The sequence below is a fragment of the Stutzerimonas decontaminans genome (assembly GCF_000661915.1).
Lineage (GTDB): Bacteria > Pseudomonadota > Gammaproteobacteria > Pseudomonadales > Pseudomonadaceae > Stutzerimonas > Stutzerimonas decontaminans.
In genome coordinates, this window is the sequence record NZ_CP007509.1 from 606,918 (window position 1) to 629,189 (window position 22,272).

Annotated in this window: 19 protein-coding genes; 10 read left to right on the plus strand and 9 right to left on the minus strand. The window is 64.6% G+C overall.

Annotated features, from left to right (window positions below; translation table 11 throughout):
• Positions 1–83: 83 nt before the first annotated feature.
• The 4 genes from UIB01_RS23045 to UIB01_RS02765 all read right to left on the minus strand — a co-directional run bounded on the left by UIB01_RS23045 (position 84) and on the right by UIB01_RS02765 (position 3,501).
• Positions 84–629 carry a hypothetical protein gene (locus UIB01_RS23045; RefSeq protein WP_125886051.1) on the minus strand — a complete coding sequence of 182 codons (546 nt, stop codon included), beginning with the start codon at positions 627–629 and terminating at the stop codon, positions 84–86.
• Entirely contained in the window at positions 626–1,861 is a 1,236-nt protein-coding gene (locus UIB01_RS02755; protein ID WP_038656650.1) for a tyrosine-type recombinase/integrase, read from the minus strand. Before UIB01_RS02755 ends, UIB01_RS23045 begins: the two co-directional genes overlap by 4 nt.
• A 192-nt stretch (positions 1,862–2,053) precedes the next feature.
• The gene (ppa, locus tag UIB01_RS02760; protein WP_038656652.1) at positions 2,054–2,581 is read right to left on the minus strand and encodes an inorganic diphosphatase; all 528 of its coding nucleotides are present in this window, start codon (positions 2,579–2,581) and stop codon (positions 2,054–2,056) included.
• Positions 2,582–2,688: 107 nt separating this feature from the next.
• Positions 2,689–3,501, minus strand: a complete 813-nt coding sequence (locus tag UIB01_RS02765) for a M90 family metallopeptidase (RefSeq protein ID WP_038656654.1) — start codon at positions 3,499–3,501, stop codon at positions 2,689–2,691.
• A 225-nt stretch (positions 3,502–3,726) separates the two neighbouring features.
• Here UIB01_RS02765 and UIB01_RS02770 point away from each other — a divergent pair, with 225 nt between their 5' ends.
• Positions 3,727–4,155, plus strand: a complete 429-nt coding sequence (locus UIB01_RS02770) for a RidA family protein (RefSeq protein ID WP_038656656.1) — start codon at positions 3,727–3,729, stop codon at positions 4,153–4,155.
• Positions 4,156–4,242: 87 nt separating this feature from the next.
• Positions 4,243–5,796: an alkaline phosphatase D family protein gene (locus UIB01_RS02775; protein ID WP_038656658.1), complete on the plus strand. Its 1,554-nt coding sequence runs from the start codon at positions 4,243–4,245 to the stop codon at positions 5,794–5,796.
• A 6-nt stretch (positions 5,797–5,802) separates the two neighbouring features.
• Here the strand turns inward: UIB01_RS02775 and eutC are convergent, their stop codons facing one another.
• The 4 genes from eutC to exaC form a co-directional block, all read right to left on the minus strand.
• On the minus strand, positions 5,803–6,597 hold the full coding sequence (eutC, locus tag UIB01_RS02780) for an ethanolamine ammonia-lyase subunit EutC (protein WP_038656660.1): 795 nt from the start codon (positions 6,595–6,597) through the stop codon (positions 5,803–5,805).
• Positions 6,598–6,682: 85 nt separating this feature from the next.
• On the minus strand, positions 6,683–8,074 hold the full coding sequence (locus UIB01_RS02785) for an ethanolamine ammonia-lyase subunit EutB (RefSeq protein WP_038656662.1): 1,392 nt from the start codon (positions 8,072–8,074) through the stop codon (positions 6,683–6,685).
• Between the two features lie 14 nt (positions 8,075–8,088).
• Positions 8,089–9,537 (minus strand): ethanolamine permease, encoded by a 1,449-nt coding sequence (gene eat, locus UIB01_RS02790; RefSeq protein WP_038656664.1) that lies wholly within the window; start codon positions 9,535–9,537, stop codon positions 8,089–8,091.
• 197 nt (positions 9,538–9,734) lie between these two features.
• Positions 9,735–11,255: an acetaldehyde dehydrogenase ExaC gene (gene exaC, locus UIB01_RS02795; protein WP_038656667.1), complete on the minus strand. Its 1,521-nt coding sequence runs from the start codon at positions 11,253–11,255 to the stop codon at positions 9,735–9,737.
• Positions 11,256–11,469: 214 nt separating this feature from the next.
• Here exaC and mpl point away from each other — a divergent pair, with 214 nt between their 5' ends.
• The 4 genes from mpl to ftsH all read left to right on the plus strand — a co-directional run bounded on the left by mpl (position 11,470) and on the right by ftsH (position 15,827).
• Positions 11,470–12,819: a UDP-N-acetylmuramate:L-alanyl-gamma-D-glutamyl-meso-diaminopimelate ligase gene (gene mpl, locus UIB01_RS02800; protein WP_038656669.1), complete on the plus strand. Its 1,350-nt coding sequence runs from the start codon at positions 11,470–11,472 to the stop codon at positions 12,817–12,819.
• Positions 12,820–12,960: 141 nt separating this feature from the next.
• Positions 12,961–13,590: a flavin prenyltransferase UbiX gene (gene ubiX, locus UIB01_RS02805; protein WP_038656672.1), complete on the plus strand. Its 630-nt coding sequence runs from the start codon at positions 12,961–12,963 to the stop codon at positions 13,588–13,590.
• A gap of 1 nt (position 13,591) precedes the next feature.
• Positions 13,592–13,882, plus strand: coding sequence for a YceK/YidQ family lipoprotein (locus tag UIB01_RS02810; RefSeq protein ID WP_038656674.1), 291 nt, complete (start codon positions 13,592–13,594; stop codon positions 13,880–13,882).
• A gap of 97 nt (positions 13,883–13,979) precedes the next feature.
• Positions 13,980–15,827, plus strand: a complete 1,848-nt coding sequence (ftsH, locus tag UIB01_RS02815) for an ATP-dependent zinc metalloprotease FtsH (RefSeq protein ID WP_038656676.1) — start codon at positions 13,980–13,982, stop codon at positions 15,825–15,827.
• Here ftsH and queG read toward each other — a convergent pair.
• The gene (gene queG / locus UIB01_RS02820) at positions 15,778–16,920 is read right to left on the minus strand and encodes a tRNA epoxyqueuosine(34) reductase QueG (RefSeq protein ID WP_230585284.1); all 1,143 of its coding nucleotides are present in this window, start codon (positions 16,918–16,920) and stop codon (positions 15,778–15,780) included. The genes ftsH and queG overlap by 50 nt on opposite strands.
• Before the next feature lie 74 nt (positions 16,921–16,994).
• On the opposite strand from queG, the gene UIB01_RS02825 reads away from it, so the two are divergent.
• The 4 genes from UIB01_RS02825 to mutL are packed head-to-tail and all read left to right on the plus strand — an operon-like array spanning position 16,995 to position 22,250.
• Positions 16,995–18,485, plus strand: a complete 1,491-nt coding sequence (locus UIB01_RS02825; RefSeq protein WP_038656678.1) for a bifunctional ADP-dependent NAD(P)H-hydrate dehydratase/NAD(P)H-hydrate epimerase — start codon at positions 16,995–16,997, stop codon at positions 18,483–18,485.
• Positions 18,473–18,943, plus strand: coding sequence for a tRNA (adenosine(37)-N6)-threonylcarbamoyltransferase complex ATPase subunit type 1 TsaE (gene tsaE, locus UIB01_RS02830; RefSeq protein ID WP_038656680.1), 471 nt, complete (start codon positions 18,473–18,475; stop codon positions 18,941–18,943). The genes UIB01_RS02825 and tsaE overlap by 13 nt, the downstream gene beginning before the upstream one ends.
• 17 nt (positions 18,944–18,960) lie before the next feature.
• Complete coding sequence (locus UIB01_RS02835; RefSeq protein WP_038665351.1) at positions 18,961–20,376, plus strand: N-acetylmuramoyl-L-alanine amidase; 1,416 nt, start codon at positions 18,961–18,963, stop codon at positions 20,374–20,376.
• A complete protein-coding gene (gene mutL / locus UIB01_RS02840) occupies positions 20,373–22,250 on the plus strand; it encodes a DNA mismatch repair endonuclease MutL (protein ID WP_038656682.1) in 1,878 nt (625 codons plus the stop codon). The genes UIB01_RS02835 and mutL overlap by 4 nt, the downstream gene beginning before the upstream one ends.
• The last annotated feature ends 22 nt before the right edge of the window (positions 22,251–22,272 follow it).

The following is a 22,272-nucleotide window of genomic DNA, read 5'->3' on the forward strand; positions in this document are numbered from 1 at the left end:
GGCGTTCAAAACGCTTGAGTGGATGGATCTGGTATCCCGATTATGGGTAGAGAAAATGTTGAAGCGAGGCTTACGAAAGATCTCTACTTATTCTGATTGCGTGGGGTTTTTGGCCTCCGCCCTGAAAGTCGGTTGTTCTTACAGATACGATCATATTGCTCGGCCTTTGGCCGCAGCATCGAAACTTCGGTTTGTAGGAGCGAGAGTTGCTGGCGAAGTCTGTTGCTCTCTTCTACGACCTTGCGAATCAGGTCATGGCTGCGATTCAGGTCGGCAGGTAGAACAAGATCAACGATGTCGTCTGAGACGGTTGCGTATTCGTTTACTACCTCGTTCTGGGCGGGCTTCCGGGGAAGGTCGGCAAGAGTGAGAGGCCAATCAGTTTTGCCTTTGACTTTTAATAGCTGAGCCCACGAAACAAGTTCGGTGATCTCATAGGTTTGCCTACTGCTGCGCAGTAGGCTCTTCAGCTCAGCATCCCGGACACGCTTTCTCCAGCGATCTATCGCCTGCCTTTCTTTCTCATGAGGTCGTATGTCTCGTGCGGCAAGTAGCGCTGCGGCTTGACTCAATGTCAGCCGATCACCTGGTTTGTACTTATGTCCAGGGCAGTCTTCTGACGCGCTCATGCTCGCTTGAACTCGCCTTGAATGACATTATCCGATGACCGCGTGGTAATAAAGCACGCCCACTCGGCCATCAGCGCGCGGCGCTTTTCCAGAAAGTCGGATCTGGAATAGGCGGCTTCGGTCTGGTCGCGCTCGTCATGCGCCAGCGCTAGTTCGCAGACTTCGCGCGGGTAGTGTGTCCGCTCGTTTGCCCAGTCCCTGAAGCTCGACCGGAAGCCGTGGCGGGTGATGTCGTCATGACCCAGGCTGTGCAATAGGGTACGAACGGCGTTCGCGTGGATAGCTCCGGTTTTACCCTGACCTGGGAAAAGGAAAGGGCTGCCCTCAACACGCGGTAGCTCCTTAAGCATCTCCACAACGGGCGGCGCCAACGGTATCTCAAACGCCTTGCGCATCTTCATTCGCACCGCCGGCAGCGACCAGACGCCCGACTCCAGGTCGAACTCATCCCAGGCGGCCAAGCGAATCATCTGTGCTCGTGCGCCGGTAAAGATCATCAGGCGAGCGGCCACGGCGGCGCGCGAATCGTGGGCGGCGAGGGTGGCCATTAACGTCGGTACATCCTGCCATTTCATCGCGGCGAAATGCTCGCGTTTGCGGGCTTTCTTCTTCTCCGCACGGCTCAGTAGGTTGTCCAAGTGCCCGCGCCAGCGGGCGGGGTTGTCGCCTTTGCGCAGCTTGCGGGCCTTGGCTGCATCCAGTACCTGTTCGATCTGTCCGCGCACTTCGTCGGCGGTGCGGGTTTTGCTGCCCCAGATCGGTTGGAGGACACGTAACACATCCTCGGTTTCGATATCCCCCGCGGATTTCTTGCCGATGATGGGGAATGCGTAGAGCTCCAGCTTGCGCAGCCAGCCCTTGCGCCACTTCTCTGACCATGTAGCGCTATGCGCGGTGTGGTAGTCCATCGCCAGGCCTTGGAAGGTTACACGCTGAGCTTCCCTGGCTCTTTGTGCCTCCCGTTCGGCTTCGCGCTGGGCATCCCGGACTGCCATCGGGTCGATACCCGTCGCCAGTTGCTTGCGGTGCCCGGCAGCGATTAAGCGCGCTTCCTTCAAGCTGACTTCTGGATAGCTGCCCAAACCCATGTCGCGGCGCCGGCCTGCAATCTGGTATCGCAGTAGCCAGGACTTGCTCCCGGATGCCCTCACAACAAGGCGCAACCCGTCGCCGTCTTCGTAGGTGCCCGACTCGCACAGGTTCTCTACCTGCTTCGGGTTCAGCTTGCCCATGCTTCACTCCCTGATTCTGTCCCCACACTTGTCCCCACACTTTTTCGCTGGATGGGGCTAGTTTTGGGTGGCTGCTAGTGGACAGATATTAGGCTGTAACCCGCATGGCGTCTAGGGTTTGGCGGAAGCGGGCAGAAATCACTAGACAATAAAAAAGCCGGCTTGTGGCCGGCTTCAGGGGGTGGCGTTGGCTTATTTTTGGTAAGCCGCAACCGCCTTGGTGATCTCTGCGCGGGCCGCGTCGGCGTTGCCCCAGCCCTCGACCTTGACCCACTTGCCCTTCTCGAGATCCTTGTAGTTCTCGAAGAAGTGCTTGATCTGCTCGAGCAGCAGGGCAGGCAGGTCGGTGTATTCCTTGATGTCCACATACAGCTGGGACAGCTTGTCGTGCGGGACGGCGATCAGCTTGGCGTCACCGCCGGCTTCGTCGGTCATGTTCAGCACGCCAACCGGACGGCAGCGGATGACCGAACCCGGGGCAACCGGATAGGGGGTCACGACCAGCACGTCGAGGGGGTCGCCGTCATCGGCCAGGGTGTGCGGGATGAAACCGTAGTTGGCCGGGTAGAACATCGGGGTGGCCATGAAACGGTCGACGAACAGGCAGTCGGTGTCGTGATCGATTTCGTACTTGATCGGCGCGTGGTTGGCCGGGATCTCGATGGCGACGTAGATGTCGTTCGGCAGGTCTTTGCCAGCCGGGACTTTGCTGTAGCTCATGAACGATGGGCTCCTGATCGGCCAGCGCGGCCTTGGGGGCGGAAAAAGTGGGCGCGATTATAGGCGCAATGTCGCGTGCAATGCACGCCGGCTTCGACGCGCTCGGCCTACGCAGGTTCCCGGTAGGCCGGATGTTCGGCTTGCAGGCGTTGCAGTCGGGCGAGCGGGTCCTGCCGATAGAACGCCGCGAGCTGCGCGTAGACATCGGGAAAGATCTGCTGCAGCACGTCCGGTGCGCTGAAGAAGTACTCGCTGGTAACGGCGAAGAACTCTGCCGGGTTTTCTGCGGCATAGGGGTCGATCGGCGTCTCGGCATCTGGGTCGGCGTCGAGCTGGTGGTCGAGCTGGTCGTAGGCGCGCTGCATGGCGCTGGCCCAGGCATCGATGCGCATGTGCCGATGCAGCGGCGGCAGGCCGTTGGCGTCGCCGTTGAGCATGTCCAGTTTGTGCGCCAGCTCGTGGATCACCAGGTTGTAGGCCTCCCAGCCGCCGCTCTGCTGCACGCCCGGCCAGGCCAGGATCACCGGCCCCTGTAGCCATGCTTCGCCGCTGTGCTCGGCGTCCCATTCGTGCTCGACTCCCGCGGCATCGCGGTGTTTCTGCGGGCTGAGGAAGTCGTCGGGGTAGATGACGATCTCATGAAAGCCGTGGTACCAGCCGAGATCGGCCAGGTGCAGCAGCGGCAATTGCGCCTGCAGCGCCAGGCGCAGGCGATCCTCGGCTTGCAGCTCGACGCCTGCCAGCGGCGTCAGGCGCTTGTCGTGCAGGAACAGCACGGCACGCTCACGCAGGCGATCCAGCTCGTCCTCGCTCAGACCGTCGAGAATCGGCAGACTGTCGAGCACCCGCTGCCAGAGTTCGGCATCAACCGGGTTGCGGGCGAGGATGCGTTTGCGCTGCCAGGCGCGGTAGGACCACATGGTGAAGCTTCCAGCAGGGCGGGGCGCTCACCATAAGCGCGGCGCTTACCAGCGGCAAGCCGGTCCTCCCGAGTCATCGGCCGGCCGGGCTTTCACCACAGGTCTCCCGCGATAATGCAGGTCGGATCGTCGGACCGCTGCTACGGTGAGTATTCCGGGCGAGCGGCACGCGGCAATGGCCTTGGTCTCGCCCGGCGTGAATCTCGTAGCGATGAGGAGCCTGCCATGCGTGAACGGACCAGTCCGAACGAGCTTTCCCTGATTAATCCGCCCGGATTGTACGACCCGGCCCCGAACGGCTATTCCCATGTGGCGTTGCTGCCGCCTGGCGCGCGGCTGGCCTTCATCGCCGGGCAGGGCGGAGAAACCGCCGATGGGCGTCTGTCTGACGATTTTCGCGAGCAGGTGCGTCAGGCGCTGCGCAATCTGTGCATCGCCATCGAGGCGGCTGACGGTACGCCACAGCAGATCGCCAAGCTCGGCGTACTGATCGTCGATCACAGCGAGGCACGGCTGCACATCTTTGGCGAGGAGCTGGCGCGGGCATTGGGACCGGGGCCGAAACCGGCCTGCACCTTGATCCCGGTGCCGCGTCTGGCGCTGGATGGCATGCTCTTCGAAATCGAGGCCGTTGTGTTATTGGCAGCGGGTTAGTCGTAGTGCCGTCGGTCGGCGCGTCACGGGACTGTCAAGCGGGACGGGTACATCGGAATGACCCCCACTCGCCTGGAGACTTCCGAGATGACCGCACCGGATCAGAAACGCCGCCAACTGCTGCAGGGCATCGGCGCCGGCCTCGCGCTGCCGGCCCTGGGCGTTGCGCCCGCCATCATCGCCGCGCCGCGCGAGCGTCCGCAGATGCTCGACGGCGTGCAGTCCGGTGACGTAGCGGGCGACCGTGCGCTGATCTGGAGCCGTTGCGACCGCCCCGGCCGCCTGATCGTCGAGTGGGATACGCGCAGCCGTTTCGGCAATCCGCGGCGAATGCTTTCTTCGATCACCGATGCCGGCCAGGACTTCACTGCCCGCGTCGACCTGCGCGGGCTGCCGGCGGATCAATCGATCTTCTACCGCGCGCGCTTTGAAGATGCCCGCAGCGGCATGCTCAGCGAGCCCTGGTTCGGCCATCTGCGTAGCGCACCAACGCGCCCGCGCGACATTCGATTCGTCTGGGGCGGTGACACCTGTGGCCAGGGCTACGGCATCAACCCGGACTTCGGCGGCATGCGCATTTACGAAAGCATGCGTCGGCGGCGGCCGGACTTTTTCCTGCACAGCGGCGACGTGATCTACGCCGACGGGCCGATTCCAGCCGAGGTAACCGCCGAGGACGGCAGCATCTGGCGCAATCTGGTCACCGAAGAGAAGAGCAAGGTTGCCGAGACACTGCGCGAGTTTCGCGGCAACTACCGCTACAACCTGCTGGACGAGAACCTGCGGGCCTTCAACGCCGAGGTGCCGCAGATCTGGCAGTGGGACGATCACGAGGTGACCAACAACTGGTCGCCGAGCAAAGAGCTGGATGACCGTTACCAGCAGGTGCGCGACATCGATACGCTGGTGCAGCGCGCACGTCAGGCCTATCTCGAATACGCGCCGATGCGCATGGCCCGCGGCGACACCCAGGGGCGCATCTACCGCAAGGTCAGTTATGGGCCGCTGCTGGATGTGTTCGTGCTGGACATGCGCAGCTATCGCGGGCCGAACACCCACAACCTGCAAGCGGAGCAGGGCGCCGACACGGCGTTCCTCGGCCGCGAGCAGCTGCGCTGGCTCAAGCGCGAGCTGCGGGCCTCGCGCGCAACCTGGAAGGTCATCGCCGCCGACATGCCCATCGGCCTGCACGTACCGGACGGTCCGCGCTGGGAGGCGATCGCCAATGGCCATGACGGCGAAGCGCTTGGCCGCGAGCTGGAGATTGCCGAGCTGCTCACCTTCATCCAGCGCGCACGAGTGCGCAACACCGTCTGGCTGACCGCCGACGTGCACTACTGTGCGGCGCATCACTACCATCCCAATCGCGCGGCCTATCAGCAGTTCGAGCCGTTCTGGGAGTTCGTCGCCGGCCCGCTGAATGCCGGCAGCTTCGGGCCGAATCCGCTGGATGGCACCTTCGGCCCGGAGGTGGTGTTCCAGAAGGCGCCGCCGACCGCGAACAGCTCGCCGCGGGCAGGCTTCCAGTTCTTCGGCGAGGTAGAGATCGACGCGCAGACCGCTGCGTTGCAGGTCAGCCTGCGCGACATCGATGGCGCGGTGGTCTACAGCCAGGCGCTTGAGCCCTGGCAGCAGGCCTGACCCGGCTCAGCCTAGCAGGAAGTTGCCGGCGCGCGGTTCGCCTTCCAGCGCCGGTACTTCCGCTTCGTCCTTGAGCTGTACGCCAGAGAGCTGCCGGCGGCTGGCTTCGCGCATCAGATAGAGCAGGCGGTGCGCGGCGAGGTTGTAGCTCAGACCCTCGGGGCGAATGTTGGAAATGCAGTTGCGCTGCGCATCGTGCCGGCCGACCTGCGGCGCCCAGGTGAAGTACAGGCCCAAGCTGTCCGGCGAGCTGAGCCCTGGGCGTTCGCCGAGCAGAATGACCACCATGCGCGCCTTGAGGCGCTGGCCGATTTCGTCGGCAATCGCCACGCGACCCTGTTCGACCAGGGTGATCGGCCCGAGCGACCAGCCTTCGGCCTGACAGTGCTCGGCGATCTTCAAGGCCATCGGTGCGGCGTGGCGTTGCACGGCCAGGGCGGAGAGGCCGTCGGCGATCACCAGCGCCAGGTCGCAGCCGTCTCCCGCATGCTCGTCGAGCGTGGTTGCGCTGGCTTTGTCGAGGCGCCGACCGAGGTCGGGACGCTGCAGATAGATCTGTCGGTCTGAAGCGGCGCTGCGCAGGTGCAGGCAGCCAAGTTCATGTTTCTTCAGCTCGGCAGCCAGCGCTTCGCAGTCCAGCGGCAGATGCACGGCGTCGCGCGCCTGAGCGTGGGCGAACTGGAAATCCAGCTGCGCGTCGGTGGGCAGGCTGACACCAGCCCGGCCAAGGGCGATGCGCGCCGGGGTCAGCTGGCGCAGGTGCTGCCACGGATTTTCGGTGGTGGGGGAGCGGTCGTGCATGGCTACCTCGGAGTGTGACGGGCAGGCGAGTAGAAAAGCGCGCAGCGTTTTCCACCTGAGGATGGGCGAGGTAACGCGAGCGGCTTCATGCCATTTTCTCCAGCGCCCGGCGGAAGGCTTCGGGCAGCTCGCGGCCGAGCTGCAGGCGATTGCCGTCCTGCCGGAGGATCTGCATTTTCGCCAGCCATTCCTCGAACTCCGGCGCGGGCCGCAGGCCAAGCACCTGGCGCACGTAGAGGGCGTCGTGGAAGGAGGTAGTCTGGTAGTTGAGCATCACGTCGTCCGAGCCCGGGATGCCCATGATGAAGTTGATGCCCGCCGTGCCGAGCAGGGTCAGCAGCATGTCCATGTCGTCCTGATCGGCCTCGGCATGGTTGGTGTAGCAGATGTCACAACCCATGGGCACGCCGAGCAGCTTGCCGCAGAAGTGGTCCTCCAGCCCGGCGCGGATGATCTGCTTGCCGTTGTAGAGGTATTCCGGGCCGATAAAGCCGACCACGGTGTTCACCAGCAGCGGCTTGTAGCGGCGCGCGACGGCGTAGGCGCGGGCTTCGCAGGTCTGCTGGTCTACGCCATGATGGGCGTTGGCCGACAGCGCGCTGCCCTGGCCGGTCTCGAAATACATGAGGTTGTCGCCGAGGGTGCCGCGCTTCTGCGACAGCCCGGCCTCGTAGCCTTCCTGCAGCGTCGCCAGGCTGATGCCGAAGCTGGCGTTGGCCGCCTCGGTGCCGGCGATGGACTGGAACACCAGATCCAGCGGCGCGCCGCGATTGATCGCCTCGATGGAGGTGGTGACGTGGGTGAGGATGCAGGCCTGGGTCGGGATCTCGTAGCGGCCGATCACCGCATCGAGCATCTTCAGCAGCTCGCAGATGCCGGCGGTGCTGTCGGTGGCCGGGTTGATACCGATCACCGCGTCGCCGTTGCCGTAGAGCAGGCCGTCGAGGATGCTCGCAGCGATGCCGGCACCATCGTCGGTCGGGTGATTGGGCTGCAGCCGGGTGGACATGCGCCCGGCCAGGCCGATGCTGTTGCGAAAGCGGGTGACGACGCGGACCTTCTGCGCGACCAGGATCAGGTCCTGCACGCGCATGATCTTCGACACTGCGGCGACCATCTCCGGCGTCAGGCCGGGTGCCAGAGCCTTTAGCGACGACTCGTCCGCCTCCTCGCCGAGCAGCCAGTTGCGGAAATCGCCCACGGTCAGGTGGCTGACCGGGGCGAAGGCAGCGGCGTCATGGCTGTCGATGATCAGCCGAGTGACTTCATCGCTTTCGTAGGGGATCAGCGCTTCATCAAGAAAACGCTTGAGCGGCACATGGGCCAGGCACATCTGCGCCGCGACGCGTTCGGCATCGCTGCCCGCCGCGACTCCGGCGAGCAGGTCGCCGGAGCGCGCAGGGCTAGCTTTGGCCATCACCTCGCGCAGGTCGTCGAAGCGCCAGGTGGTGCCGCCCACGCTGTGCGAGTACGCCATGTCAGCCTCCTTCTTCAGTGCAGCGATGCTTCGGCCTTCTCGATCGCCGCGAATTCCTCTTCCGGCGTGCCGGCCACCAGATGATGTCGACTGTAGATCGCAAAGTAGGCGATGAAGATCCCGTAGATGATCGCGGCGCCGATCACCACGCGGGGATCGACCAGGAAGCCCGCGATCACCGCGATGCAGGCCAGCACCAGCGCCACGCCCGAGGTGACGATGCCGCCGGGCGTCTTGTACGGGCGATGCAGGTCCGGCCGGCGCAGGCGCAGGACGATGTGCGAGGCCATCATCAAGACGTAGGAGATGGTGGCGCCGAACACAGCCACCAGAATCAGCAGGTCGCCCTGGCCGGTCAGCGACAGCAGGAAGCCGATCACGCCGGGGATCACCAGGGCCAGCACCGGCGCCTTGTTCCTGTTGGTCAGCGACAGCTTGCGCGGCAGGTACCCGGCCCGCGACAGCGCGAAGATCTGCCGCGAGTAGGCATAGATGATCGAGAAGAAGCTGGCGATCAGCCCGGCCAGACCGACCAGATTGACGAAGCCGCTCATCCAGGTGGACGAGCCGTAGGCGGTGGTCAGCGCTTCCACCAGCGGGTTGCCGGATGCCACCAGCGTGCTGGAGCCGGCGCCGCCCGGGCCCACCAGCAGGATCAGCCCGGCGAAGGCGACCAGGATCAGCATGGCGCCGATCAAGCCGCGCGGCATGTCGCGCTGCGGATTCTTGGTTTCCTCGGCGGCCAGCGGTACGCCTTCCACGGCGAGGAAGAACCAGATCGCGTAGGGAATCGCCGCCCAGATGCCGACGTAGCCATAGGGCAAGAAGTTGCTGGCACCGGCAGCGGTGGTCGGTGCGATATCGAGCAGCTTGTCCACCGAGAAGTGCGGCACCATCGCCACGATGAACACGGCCAGCGCCAGGGCGGCGACGGCGGTGATGATGAACATCAGCTTCAGCGCCTCGCCGACGCCGAAGATATGGATGCCAATGAAAATGATGTAGAAGGCGAGATAGATCATCCAGCCGCCGATGCCGAACAGCGACTCGCAATAGGCGCCGATGAACACGGCGATGGCCGCCGGCGCTATGGCGTACTCGATGAGGATCGCCGTACCGGTGAGAAAGCCACCCAGCGGGCCGAACGCGGTGCGTGCGAAGCCGTAGCCGCCACCAGCCGTGGGCACCATCGATGACAGCTCGGCCAGCGAGAAGCACATGCACAGGTACATGGTCGCCATCAGCAACGTGGCGATGAACAATCCACCCCAGCCGCCCTGGGCGAGGCCGAAGTTCCAGCCGGCGTAGTCGCCGGAGATCACGTAGGCGACGCCGAGACCGACCAGCAGCACCCAGCCGGCGGCGCCCTTCTTCAGTTCGCGTTCTTGGAAATAGCTACTGCCAACGGTTTCGAAATCGATTGCATGGTGCGGTGGCGTTGAACGGCTGTGTTCGAGAGCCATGGGGGGAATCCTCTTGGATAGGTTGGCAGGTCTCTCCCTAGCAAGCGTCATGCCCCACGCCGGAAATGCGATATTTACGGTGTTTTGTCAGCCAAGTTCGGCAGGAACGCACCTTTTGCGTGCTCCGCAGCACCACGGCGGAGCCGGCAGGCGTCTTGTTCAAGGCATGGGCGGCATGCGCCGCCCATGCTGATCCATCAGAAGAAGCCCAGCGGATTGATGTCGTAGCTGATCAGCAGATTCTTGGTCTGCTGGTAGCTGTCGAGGATCATCTTGTGGGTTTCGCGCCCGACGCCGGACTTCTTGTAGCCACCGAACGCGGCATGCGCCGGGTAGAGGTGGTAGCAGTTGGTCCAGACACGGCCCGCCTTGATCGCCCGGCCCATGCGGTAGGCGCGGTTGATGTCGCGGGTCCAGACGCCGGCGCCGAGGCCGTACTCGGTGTCGTTGGCGATGGCCAGGGCTTCGGCTTCATCCTTGAAGGTGGTAACGCCGATCACCGGGCCGAAGATCTCCTCCTGGAACACGCGCATCTGGTTGGTGCCCTTGAGCAGGGTCGGCTGGATGTAATAGCCGGTGGCAAGTGAGCCTTCGAGCTTCTCCGCTGCGCCGCCGGTGAGCACTTCCGCGCCCTCGCCCTTGGCGATTTCCAGGTAGGACATGATCTTGTCGAACTGCTGCTGGCTGGCCTGGGCGCCGACCATGGTCTCGGTGTCCAGCGGGTCGCCACGCTTGATCTGCGACACCTTCTTCATCACCGCTTCCATGAAGGGTGCGTAGATCGACTCCTGCACCAGCGCGCGCGACGGGCAGGTGCACACCTCGCCCTGGTTGAAGAAGCCCAGTACCAGGCCTTCGGCGGCCTTCTCGATGAAGGTCGGTTCGGCCTGCATGATGTCTTCGAAGTAGATGTTCGGGCTCTTGCCACCCAGCTCGACGGTGCTCGGGATGATGGCCTCGGCGGCGCGTTTCATGATGTGCGAGCCCACCGGTGTGGAGCCGGTGAAGGCGATCTTGGCAATGCGCTTGCTGCTGGCCAGGGCCTCGCCGGCCTCACGACCATAGCCTTGCACCACGTTGAGCACGCCCGGTGGCAGCAGGTCGCCAATGACCTCCATCAGTACCGTGATACCCAGCGGTGTCTGCTCGGCCGGTTTCAGCACTACGCAGTTGCCGGCGGCCAATGCCGGGGCGAGCTTCCAGGCGGCCATCAGGATCGGGAAGTTCCATGGGATGATCTGCCCGACCACGCCCAGCGGTTCGTGGAAATGGTAAGCGGCCGTGTGCTCGTCGATTTCGGCGCTGGTGCCCTCCTGGGCGCGGATGCAGCCGGCGAAGTAGCGGAAGTGGTCAGCCGCCAGCGGGATATCGGCGTTCAGCGTTTCCCGCACCGCCTTGCCGTTGTCCCAGGTTTCGGTGATGGCGAGCATCTCCAGGTTCTGCTCGATGCGGTCGGCGATCTGCAGCAGGATCAGCGAGCGCGCCTGCACGCTGGTCTTGCCCCAGGCGTCGGCAGCGGCGTGGCCGGCGTCCAGGGCTTTCTCGATATCGGCGGCGTCGGAGCGGGGGAATTCGGCAATCGGCTGGCCGTTGACCGGCGACAGGTTGGTGAAATATTGACCGCCTACGGGTTCGACGAACTGCCCGTTGATGTAGTTGCCGTAGCGGGGTTTGAAGTTGACCTTGGCACCTTCGGTGCCGGGATGGGCGTAACGCATGGTAAGTCTCCGGTTCTTGTAATGGTCTGTGGAAACGGCGGTGGTTTCAGCGTAGATCAGCTTGCGGCGGCCTGCGACCGAACCGACATTCGGGTGCTGCGTCCGCGCTGGCGGGGCCGTTCCCGGCGCGGCGCTGTGCTAATCTGCCGCGCAATTTCCGACAGCCGCGAGCCGTTCCAGATGGGCGCCTTGCGGGGCATTGCAGAGGACATCCATGCATATCCACATTCTCGGCATCTGCGGCACCTTCATGGGTTCGCTGGCGGTGCTGGCCAAGGAGCTCGGACACCGGGTCACCGGTTCCGATGCCAATGTCTATCCGCCCATGAGCACTCAGTTGGAAGCCCAGGGTATCGAGCTGATGCAGGGCTACGAGCCGGCGCACCTGGAGCCGGCCCCTGATCTGGTGGTGGTTGGCAATGCGCTGTCGCGCGGCAATCCGGCGGTCGAGTATGTGCTGAACAAGGGCTTGCCCTATGTTTCCGGGCCACAGTGGCTGGCTGATCATGTGCTGCAGGGGCGTTGGGTGCTCGCCGCGGCCGGCACTCACGGCAAGACCACCACCAGCAGCATGCTGGCCTGGGTGCTGGAGCATGCTGGCATGAGCCCGGGCTTTCTCATCGGTGGGGTGCCGCAGAACTTCGGCATTTCCGCGCGCCTGGGCGGCACGCCGTTCTTCGTGGTCGAGGCCGACGAGTACGACAGCGCCTTCTTCGACAAGCGCAGCAAGTTCGTCCATTACCGCCCGCGCACCGCGATCCTGAACAATCTGGAATTCGATCACGCGGACATATTCCCGGATCTCGCTGCTATCGAGCGGCAGTTTCATCATCTGGTGCGCACGGTGCCGGGTGAGGGACTGATCATCCATCCCGAATCGGAAACGGCGCTCAAGCGCGTCATCGAGATGGGCTGCTGGACCCCTGTCCAGACCACCGGTGACAATGGCCAGTGGCAGGCGAACCTGCTCAGCGCCGACGGCTCGCGCTTCGAGGTGATCTTCGAGGGCGAGGTGCAGGGCGAGGTGGACTGGGAGCTGACTGGCCTGCACAACGTCAACAATGCGCTGGCGACGCTCGCCGCAGCGCGGCATGTCGGTGTGCTGCCGAAGCAGGGAGCCGAGGCACTGAGCGAATTCCGTAGCGTCAAACGGCGCATGGAGAAGGTCGCCGAGGTCAATGGCGTGACCATCTATGACGATTTCGCCCATCACCCGACCGCCATCGCCACCACTCTGGATGGCCTGCGCAAGCGCGTGGGCGATACACCGATCATCGCGGTGATCGAACCACGCTCCAACTCGATGAAGCTCGGCGCGCATCGCGAGGGCCTGGCCGAATCAGTGGCGTTGGCTGACCAGGCCATCTGGTACGCACCGGCCAATCTCGGCTGGGACCTGGCTGCGACCGTCGCCAGCTCGCCGGTGCCGACCACGGTCTGCGATTCGCTGGAGGCGATCATCGCCAAGGTGAAAGCTGACGCCACGCCCGGTACCCAGGTGGTGGTGATGAGCAATGGCGGTTTTGGCGGGCTGCATGGCAAGCTGGCCGAGGCGTTGAGCTGATTGCTCAAGGTGGAAAACGCTTCGCGATTTTCCACCTACAAAATTTCGAGATACGGCGAATTTTTTTTCAAAGCGTCGCGAGCGGGTAGGGTGGAAATCGCCGAAGGCATTTCCACGCGGATCGCACCAGGAGCAGATTGAATGAACGGACCGGAACGCATCACCCTGGCCATGACCGGCGCATCCGGCGCGCAGTATGGTTTGCGCCTGCTCGATTGCCTGATCCAGGAGGACCGCGAGGTGCACTTCCTGATCTCCAAGGCCGCACAGCTGGTGATGGCCACCGAGACCGACGTGGTGCTGCCGGCCAAGCCGCAGGCCATGCAGGCGTTCCTCTCGGAATACACCGGTGCCGCTGCGGGGCAGATTCGTGTGTTCGCCAAGGAGGACTGGATGGCTCCTCCCGCGTCCGGTTCCGGCGCGCCAACGGCAATGGTCGTGGTGCCGTGCTCGACCGGCACGCTGTCGGCAATCGCCAGCGGTGCCTGTAACAACCTGATCGAGCGCGCCGCCGACGTCGCGCTCAAGGAGCGTCGCCAGTTGATCCTGGTGCCGCGTGAGGCGCCCTATTCGAGCATTCACCTGGAGAACATGCTCAAGCTGTCCAACCTCGGCGTGACCATCCTGCCAGCCTCGCCGGGCTTCTATCACCAGCCGCAGACCATCGACGACCTGGTCGATTTCGTTGTCGCGCGCATCCTCAATCTGCTCAACATCCCGCAGGACATGCTGCCGCGCTGGGGTGAACACCATATTGTCAGTGACGAATGAGATGATCGGCCGCGGCGTGCTTCTGCTGCTTGCCTTGAGCCTGCTCGGTGGCTGCGCCAGCGTGCGCACGCTGGATGCGGCCAAGCCCGGCGCGCCGATCATCTATTCCGGCACGCGTCTGGACTGGTACAGCCTCAACGGTGGCTGCTGCCCGATGGATCGTTTCGGTGCCATACCACCGAGGTATCCGGCGCTGGATCTGCCCGCCAGCGCTCTGCTGGATACGCTGCTGCTGCCCTTCGCGGTGGCGGCGGAGCTGGGGGTAGGTCTTGGCGTGCGCGGTGGGCTCTAGTTGCGCTGAACTGATCTGAGTCCAGTGCTGCCGGGCAGGTAGCAGGCATAATCCAGGCGTCTGATAGCGCTGCGCATGGCGGCACAAGGAGAAGGGAGTGAAAGACCGGGCTCAGTTCCACATGAATTACTGGATGATCGCCATTCTGGTCTTCCTCGGCCTGCAGTATCTGCTGTCGATCCAGCAAGAGGTGGCGACCATTCCCTACAGCGAGTTCGAACAGCACCTCAAGGAAGGTCGCGTCGAAGAGCTGGCCATCACCGAGCGGCGTATCGAAGGTCTGCTCAAGGAGCCGTTGGCCAGTGGTCAGCGGCGGTTCATCAGTAATCGCGTCGAGCCGCAGCTGGCCGAGCATCTGCAGCAGTATCCGGTGCGCTACACCGGCAAGGTGGAAAGCACGCTGGTGCGTGACCTGCTGTCGTGGATCGTGCCGGCCATGCTGTTCTTCGGTATCTGGCTGTTCCTGCTCAAGCGCATCGGCAGCGGTCTGGGTGGCGGCGGCATGATGCAGATCGGCAAGAGCAAGGCGCGGGTCTACGTCGAGACCGACATGAAGGTGTCCTTCGCTGACGTGGCCGGGGTCGACGAGGCCAAGGACGAGCTCAAGGAAATCATCGAATTCCTCCGCGACCCGCAGACTTACGGTCGACTCGGCGGGCGCATGCCGAAAGGCGTGCTGCTGGTCGGCCCGCCTGGCACCGGCAAAACGCTGCTGGCACGGGCCGTGGCCGGTGAGGCGAAAGTGCCGTTCTTCTCCATTTCCGGCTCCGAGTTTGTCGAGATGTTCGTCGGCGTCGGTGCTGCGCGGGTGCGTGACCTGTTCGAACAGGCGCGGGCCCAGGCGCCGGCGATCATCTTCATCGACGAGCTGGATGCGCTCGGCCGCGCCCGCGGTGCCGGGCCGTTGTCCGGTGGGCATGACGAGAAGGAGCAGACGCTCAACCAGCTGCTGGTGGAGATGGACGGTTTCGACACCTCCAGCGGTCTGGTTCTGCTGGCCGCCACCAATCGCCCGGAAATTCTCGACCCGGCCCTGCTGCGCGCCGGCCGTTTCGACCGTCAGGTGCTGGTCGATCGGCCGGACAAGGTCGGGCGTGTGCAGATTCTCAATGTGCACCTGAAGAAATCGCGACTGGGCACCGATGTCGATCCGCAGGCCATCGCTGCGCTGACGCCGGGCTTCACCGGTGCCGACCTGGCCAACCTGGTCAACGAGGCGACGCTGCTGGCGACCCGGCGCAATGCCGAGGCGGTTGCCATGGAAGACTTCACCGCGGCCATCGAGCGCATCATCGCCGGCCTGGAGAAGCGCAATCGTCTGCTCAACCCGCGCGAGCGTGAGATCGTCGCCTATCACGAGATGGGCCATGCGCTGGTGGCCATGGCGCTGCCGGGCGTCGATCCGGTGCACAAGGTGTCAATCATCCCGCGTGGCATGGGCGCGCTGGGCTACACCATCCAGCGGCCCATCGAGGATCGCTTCCTGATGACCCGCGACGAGCTGGAAAACAAGATGGCCGTGCTGCTCGGCGGGCGTGCGGCGGAGTGGCTGGTGTTCGCCCATCTGTCCACCGGGGCAGCGGACGATCTGGCCAAGGTCACCGACATCGCCCGCGCCATGGTCACCCGTTACGGCATGTCCAAGCGCCTCGGGCATCTGGCGCTGGAGCGCGAACCCAACTCGTTCCTCGGTAACGAAGCGATGCTCGGCCTCAAACCGCAGCACGACTATGCAGAGAGCACCGCCACGGCCATCGATGAGGAGGTGCAGGAGCTGGTGCAGTCGGCCTTCCAGCGCAGCCTGGGCCTGCTCGAAGCGCGCCGTGAGCTGCTCGAGCGTTGCGCTCGTCGGTTGCTGCAGCAGGAGACGCTGGATGCTGCGGAGCTGCGCGAGCTCAGTGCTGCTCCGGCGAGCGAGCCGGCGCCGGCGTCTCCTCAGGCTTGATCCTGTCGAGGCCCGGTGGATCGCCGGGCCGGCGCCGTGCGTGCTGTGCCAGTGCCCATTCGACGTGCTCGCGCACCAATTCCGATGGGTCGTCACGGCGCGCCTCGAGTGCTTCCAGCACCGGAATGCTCGACGGCGCATTGCCCAGGCCGACCGCGAGATTGCGCAACCAACGCTGGTAACCGGCACGGCGCAGCGGCGAACCCTCGGTGCGGCTGAGAAATTCTTCCTCTGTCCAGCGGAACAGCGTTGCCAGCTCGGCGTTGTCCAGGCTGTGGCGTGGCTGAAAGTCACTCTGCTCGGTGGGGCGAGCGAAACGGTTCCACGGACAGACGATCTGGCAATCATCGCAGCCGAATACACGATTGCCGATCTTGTCGCGCAGCTCGACCGGGATCGCGCCTTTCAGCTCGATGGTCAGGTAGGAAATGCAGCGTCGCGCATCCAGCAGCCGCTCGCCGACGAAAGCGTCGGTGGGGCAGACGTCCAGGCAGGCGTGGCAGCTACCGCAGTGATCGCGGCTCGTCGGTTCGTCGACCGGCAGGGCGATATCGACGAACAGCTCGCCAAGAAAGAACCAGCTGCCGGCCTTGCGGTTGAGCAGCAGGGTGTTCTTGCCGATCCAGCCGAGCCCGGCCTGTTGCCCGGCAGCTTTTTCCAGCACCGGTGCGCTGTCGACGAAGGCGCGAAAACCGAACGGGCCGACCACCTGCTGAATGCGCTCGGCAAGCTGCTGGATGCGTTTGCGGATCAGCTTGTGATAATCGCGGCCCAGCGCGTAGCGCGACACATAGGCCTTTTCCGGACTGGCGAGCTGCTGGCTCATGCGCGTGTCGCCGGGCAGGTAGTCCATGCGCAGGGAGATGACGCGCAGCGTACCGGGGACCAGCTCGTCCGGCCGCGAACGTTTGCTGCCGTGGGCGGCCATGTAATCCATCTCGCCCTGATAACCGGCCGCCAGCCAGGCTTCGAGGTGTGCTTCGTGCTCGCCGAGGTCCACGTCGGTGATGCCGACCTGCTGAAAGCCGAGCTCACGGCCCCACTCCTTGATGGAGGTGGCGAGGGCGGCTGGATCTAGAACTTGGCTGGACATCGGAGAGTAGGGCGGCTTGGCGGGTGGGTGCGTATAATTCTGCCAGACATTCCGCCGCGATGATCCCTGCTCCGATGACCGATTCCCTGCCCGTCGCTCTGTATACCGCCGCCCAAGTGCGCGAACTCGATGCGCGCTTGATTGCTGGCGGCACTCCCGGTTTCGAATTGATGCAGCGCGCCGCCCATGCCGCCTGGCGAGCGCTGCGTAGGCGCTGGCCCGATGCAGGTGCGATTACCGTGCTGGCCGGGCGCGGCAACAATGCCGGTGATGGCTACCTGGTGGCGGCGCTGGCGCAGCGCGCCGGCTGGCAGGTGCGGGTGTTGGCGGTGGGCGATCCGCAAGCCTTGCAGGGCGACGCCGCGCAGGCCTTGGCCGAGGCGCAGGCTTGCGGCGTGGCCATCGAGCCCTGGCGCGCCGAGGTGTCTTTGCAAGGTGTGCTGGTGGATGCACTGCTGGGTACCGGCATTTCCGGCGACGTGCGCGAGCCCTATGTCAGCGCGATCGAGGCTATCAATACCGGTGGGTTGCCGGTGCTGGCGATCGATCTGCCTTCCGGGCTCTGCGCCGACACCGGGCGGGTGCTGGGCCATGCGGTACGCGCTGACCTCAGCATCACCTTTATAGGCCTCAAGCTCGGGCTGTTCACCGCGGATGCCCCTGATCGTGTCGGATCGCTGGTATTCGATGATCTGCAGGCCGACCCGGGGATCGTCGCGCAGGTGGCGAGTGCGGCCGTGCGTCTCGACCACGGCTCTCTGGCGCGGGTCGCCCCACGTTCGCCGACCGCGCACAAGGGCAGCTTCGGACAGGTGCTGGTGATTGGCGGCGATCATGGGACTGGCGGCGCCGCACTGCTTAGCGCCGAAGCGGCGTTGCGCTGCGGTGCCGGCATGGTGACGCTGGCGACCCGGCCGGAGCAGGTTACCGCGTCGTTGGTGCGCCGTCCGGAGATCATGTGCAGCGGCGTCGAGTCGACCTATGGTCTGACGGCGCTGGTCGAACGCGCCGATGTGCTGGTGGTCGGCCCAGGCCTGGGCCAGGCGCCGTGGGGGCGGAGCCTGCTGTCGGTGGCGGCGCAGCGTGAATTGCCTCAGGTGTGGGACGCCGATGCGCTGAACCTTCTGGCGAGTGGGGTCGTCGACCTGCCGTCCGGTAGCCTGATCACGCCGCATCCGGGCGAGGCTGCGCGTCTGCTGCAATGTTCGGTAGCCGAAGTTCAGGCCGATCGCCCGGCCGCGGTGCGCGCATTGGCCCAGCGTTATGCCTGCGTGGCGCTGCTCAAGGGCGCCGGTACGCTGATCGCTGGACCGGATGGTCGGTTGGCGCTTTGTGATCGCGGCCATCCGGCCATGGCCAGTGCCGGGCTAGGCGACGTGCTGGCCGGGGTGATCGGTGCCATGCTGGCGCAGGGGCTGACGCCATTTGATGCAGCCTGCCTGGGAGCGTGGTTGCATGCCGCGGCCGGTGAACGTCTCGGTGAGCAAGGGCGCGGCCTGGCTGCCAGCGACCTGATTCCCGTAATTCGACAGCTGTTCGAGGAGCAGTCGCCATGCCTGAAGTGAATCTATACGCCCCTGACGAGACAGCCATGTTGGCAGTAGGCGCGCGAATCGCTCAGGCGACCGGTGGTCGTGGCGTCATCTATCTGCACGGTGATCTCGGTGCGGGCAAGACCACCCTGTCGCGCGGCCTGATTCGTGGTTTCGGTCATGAGGGTAAGGTCAAGAGTCCGACCTTCACCCTGGTTGAACCGTACGAGCTTGGCGATGTGCAGGTGTTTCACTTCGATTTGTATCGCCTGGTCGATCCGGAAGAGCTGGAGTTCCTCGGTATCCGCGACTACTTCGAAGGCAACGCGCTGTGCCTGATCGAATGGCCGGAACGTGGGGCCGGCATTTTGCCAAAGGCCGACATGGACATTACCATTGCACCGCATGAGGCCGGCCGTACGCTGCGCCTATCGCCCCACACTGCGCGGGGCGAAGCCTGGTGTGTCGCCCTGACCGACGGAGAGCTATGAATAACATGGGTTTGGGTATGCGCATTCGCACCTTTATTGGCGGCCTGGCGCTGTTGCTGATGGCAACGGACCTGTTAGCAGCCAGCGATGTGCAGAGCGTGCGCTTGTGGCGCGCGCCGGACAACACCCGTCTGGTGTTCGATCTGTCCGGGCCGGTCGAGCACAAGATCTTCACCCTCACCGCGCCGGATCGGCTAGTCATCGACGTGACCGGCGCCACGCTCAAGGCCGAACTCGACAAGCTCGCACTGCAGAACACACCGGTAGCCTCCCTGCGCGCCGGCCAGCACGACGCGAACACTCTGCGCGTGGTGGTCGACCTGCATGCGCCCGTATCGCCGAAGAGCTTCAGCCTGGCGCCCAATCAGCAATACGGCCACCGGCTGGTGGTCGATCTGTTCGACCAGGCCACGGCTGCCCGCGCTGCGACTCAACCGCCAGCCACCGCTACGCCTGCCACGCCTGCCGCTCCGGTTTCGCCAACCCTGCCCGCGGTCAAGCTGCCGGCCACGGGCGGCAGCAAGCGCGACATCGTGATCGCTATCGACGCCGGCCACGGTGGCGAGGACCCGGGCGCCATCGGTCCCGGCAAGGTCTACGAGAAGCATGTGGTATTGCAGATTTCCAAGGAATTGCAGCGTCAGATCAACGCCGACAAGGGCTTCCGTGCCGAGTTGGTGCGTACCGGCGACTACTTCATTCCTCTGCGCAAACGTACCGAGATCGCGCGTAAGAAGGGCGCCGACCTGTTCGTCTCGATCCACGCCGATGCCGCGCCGCGCTCGGCGGCCTACGGTGCCTCGGTGTTCGCCCTGTCTGACCGCGGTGCCACCTCGGAAACCGCGCGCTGGCTGGCCGACAGCGAAAACCGTTCCGACCTGATTGGCGGTGCCGGCAACGTCAGCCTCGGCGACAAGGATCAGATGCTTGCAGGCGTGCTACTGGATCTGTCGATGACCGCCTCGCTGTCCTCAAGCCTGAACGTCGGGCAGAAAGTGCTGAGCAACATGGGCCGCATCACGCCGCTGCACAAGCGCCGTGTCGAGCAGGCCGGTTTCATGGTGCTGAAGTCGCCGGACATCCCGTCGATCCTGGTTGAAACCGGCTTTATCTCCAATCCGTCGGAAGCCAAGAAGCTGCAAACCTCCAGCCATCAGCAGGCGCTGGCGCGCTCGATTCATAGCGGAGTGCGGCAGTTCTTCCACGAGAATCCGCCGCCGGGCACCTATGTTGCCTGGCTGCGTGACTCCGGCAAGATTGCCGCCGGCCCACGCGAGCACGTCGTGCGCTCCGGTGAAAGCCTGGCACTGCTTGCCCAGCGCTATCAGGTCAGCCTGGCTGCCTTGCGCAGCGCCAACAGCCTGAGCAACGACGTGATCAAGGTCGGCCAGACACTGAATATCCCCGCTACCACGCTGGCTTCCCAGCCATGACCGATACTCCGCGCATTCAGCTGCTCAGTCCGCGGCTAGCGAACCAGATTGCCGCCGGCGAGGTGGTCGAGCGTCCGGCATCGGTGATCAAGGAACTGCTGGAAAACAGCCTGGACTCAGGCGCCAGGCGCATCGAGGTGGACGTCGAACAGGGTGGCGTCAAGCTGTTGCGGGTAAGAGACGACGGTTGCGGCATTCCGCCGGATGACCTGCCGCTGGCCCTGGCGCGCCATGCCACCAGCAAGATTCGCGATCTGGAAGATCTCGAACGGGTCATGAGCCTCGGTTTTCGTGGCGAGGCGCTGGCGTCCATCAGTTCCGTCTCGCGTCTGACCATGACCTCGCGCACCGCCGATGCCAGCGAAGCCTGGCAGGTGGAAACCGAAGGCCGCGAAATGGAAGCGCGGGTGCAGCCGGCAGCGCATCCGGTTGGCACTTCGGTGGAAGTACGCGACCTGTTCTTCAATACACCGGCGCGGCGCAAGTTTCTGCGCACCGAGAAAACCGAATTCGATCATCTGCAGGAAGTGATCAAGCGACTGGCGCTGGCGCGTTGCGATGTCGCTTTCCATCTGCGTCACAACGGCAAGGCGGTGCTGGCGCTGCATCAGGCCAGCGATGACGCGTCGCGTGCGCGGCGCGTCGCTGCCGTTTGCGGCGCGGCGTTCCTCGAGCAGGCGCTGCCCATCGAGATCGAGCGTAACGGCCTGCGGCTGTGGGGCTGGGTCGGTCTACCGACCTTCTCGCGCAGCCAGGCCGATCTGCAGTATTTCTACGTCAACGGCCGCATGGTCCGCGACAAGCTGGTCGCGCACGCGGTGCGCCAGGCCTATCGCGATGTGCTGTTCAATGGGCGGCACCCGACCTTCGTGCTGTTTCTCGACGTCGATCCGGCGGTGGTGGATGTCAACGTGCACCCGACCAAGCACGAGGTGCGTTTCCGCGACAGCCGCATGGTGCATGACTTTCTCTACGGCACGCTGCACCGCGCGCTGGGCGATGTGCGCCCCGAGGACCAGCTGGCCGCGCCGGCGAGCGTAGCGCCGATGACTCAGGTCTCCGGGCTGGCTGCCGGCGAGTTCGCCGGACAGAACGAAATGCGTTTGGCCGCCACCGTGCTCGAGCGGCCGCAAGGCGAGGCGCCTGCCTGGCGGGGCGCTGGCGCGGGCTATCAGGCGCCACGCCCGGCATCGACCGGCTACACCGCCGAGGCCCAGGGCGCCTATCGCGAGTTTTTCACGCCGCTACCCGAAAGCGGTCCTGCGGCACTGCCGGCGAGCCAGGATGATGTGCCGCCGCTTGGGTATGCGCTGGCGCAACTCAAGGGGGTCTATATCCTCGCCGAGAATGCCCAGGGCATGGTGCTCGTGGATATGCACGCCGCCCACGAACGGATCACCTACGAGCGGCTGAAGACCGCCATGGCCAGCGAAGGGCTGCGGGGTCAGCCGCTGCTGGTGCCTGAATCCATTGCCCTCAGCCAGCGCGAGGCCGATTGCGCGGAAGAGCATGCGCAGTGGTTCCAGAAGCTGGGCTTCGAGCTGCAGCGGCTGGGCCCGGAAACGCTGGCCATTCGGCAGATCCCATCGCTGCTCAAGCAGGCCGAAGCCACCCAGCTGGTGCGCGACGTGCTTGCCGATCTGCTGGAGTACGGCACCAGTGACCGCATCCAGGCGCATCTCAACGAGCTGCTGGCAACCATGGCCTGCCATGGTGCAGTGCGGGCCAACCGCCGCCTGACGCTGCCGGAAATGAACGCCTTGCTGCGCGACATGGAGCACACCGAACGCAGTGGACAGTGCAACCATGGCCGCCCGACCTGGACCCAGCTGGGCATGGACGAACTGGACAGACTGTTCCTGCGCGGTCGCTGACCCAGCTCCGGGCTGCAGACCG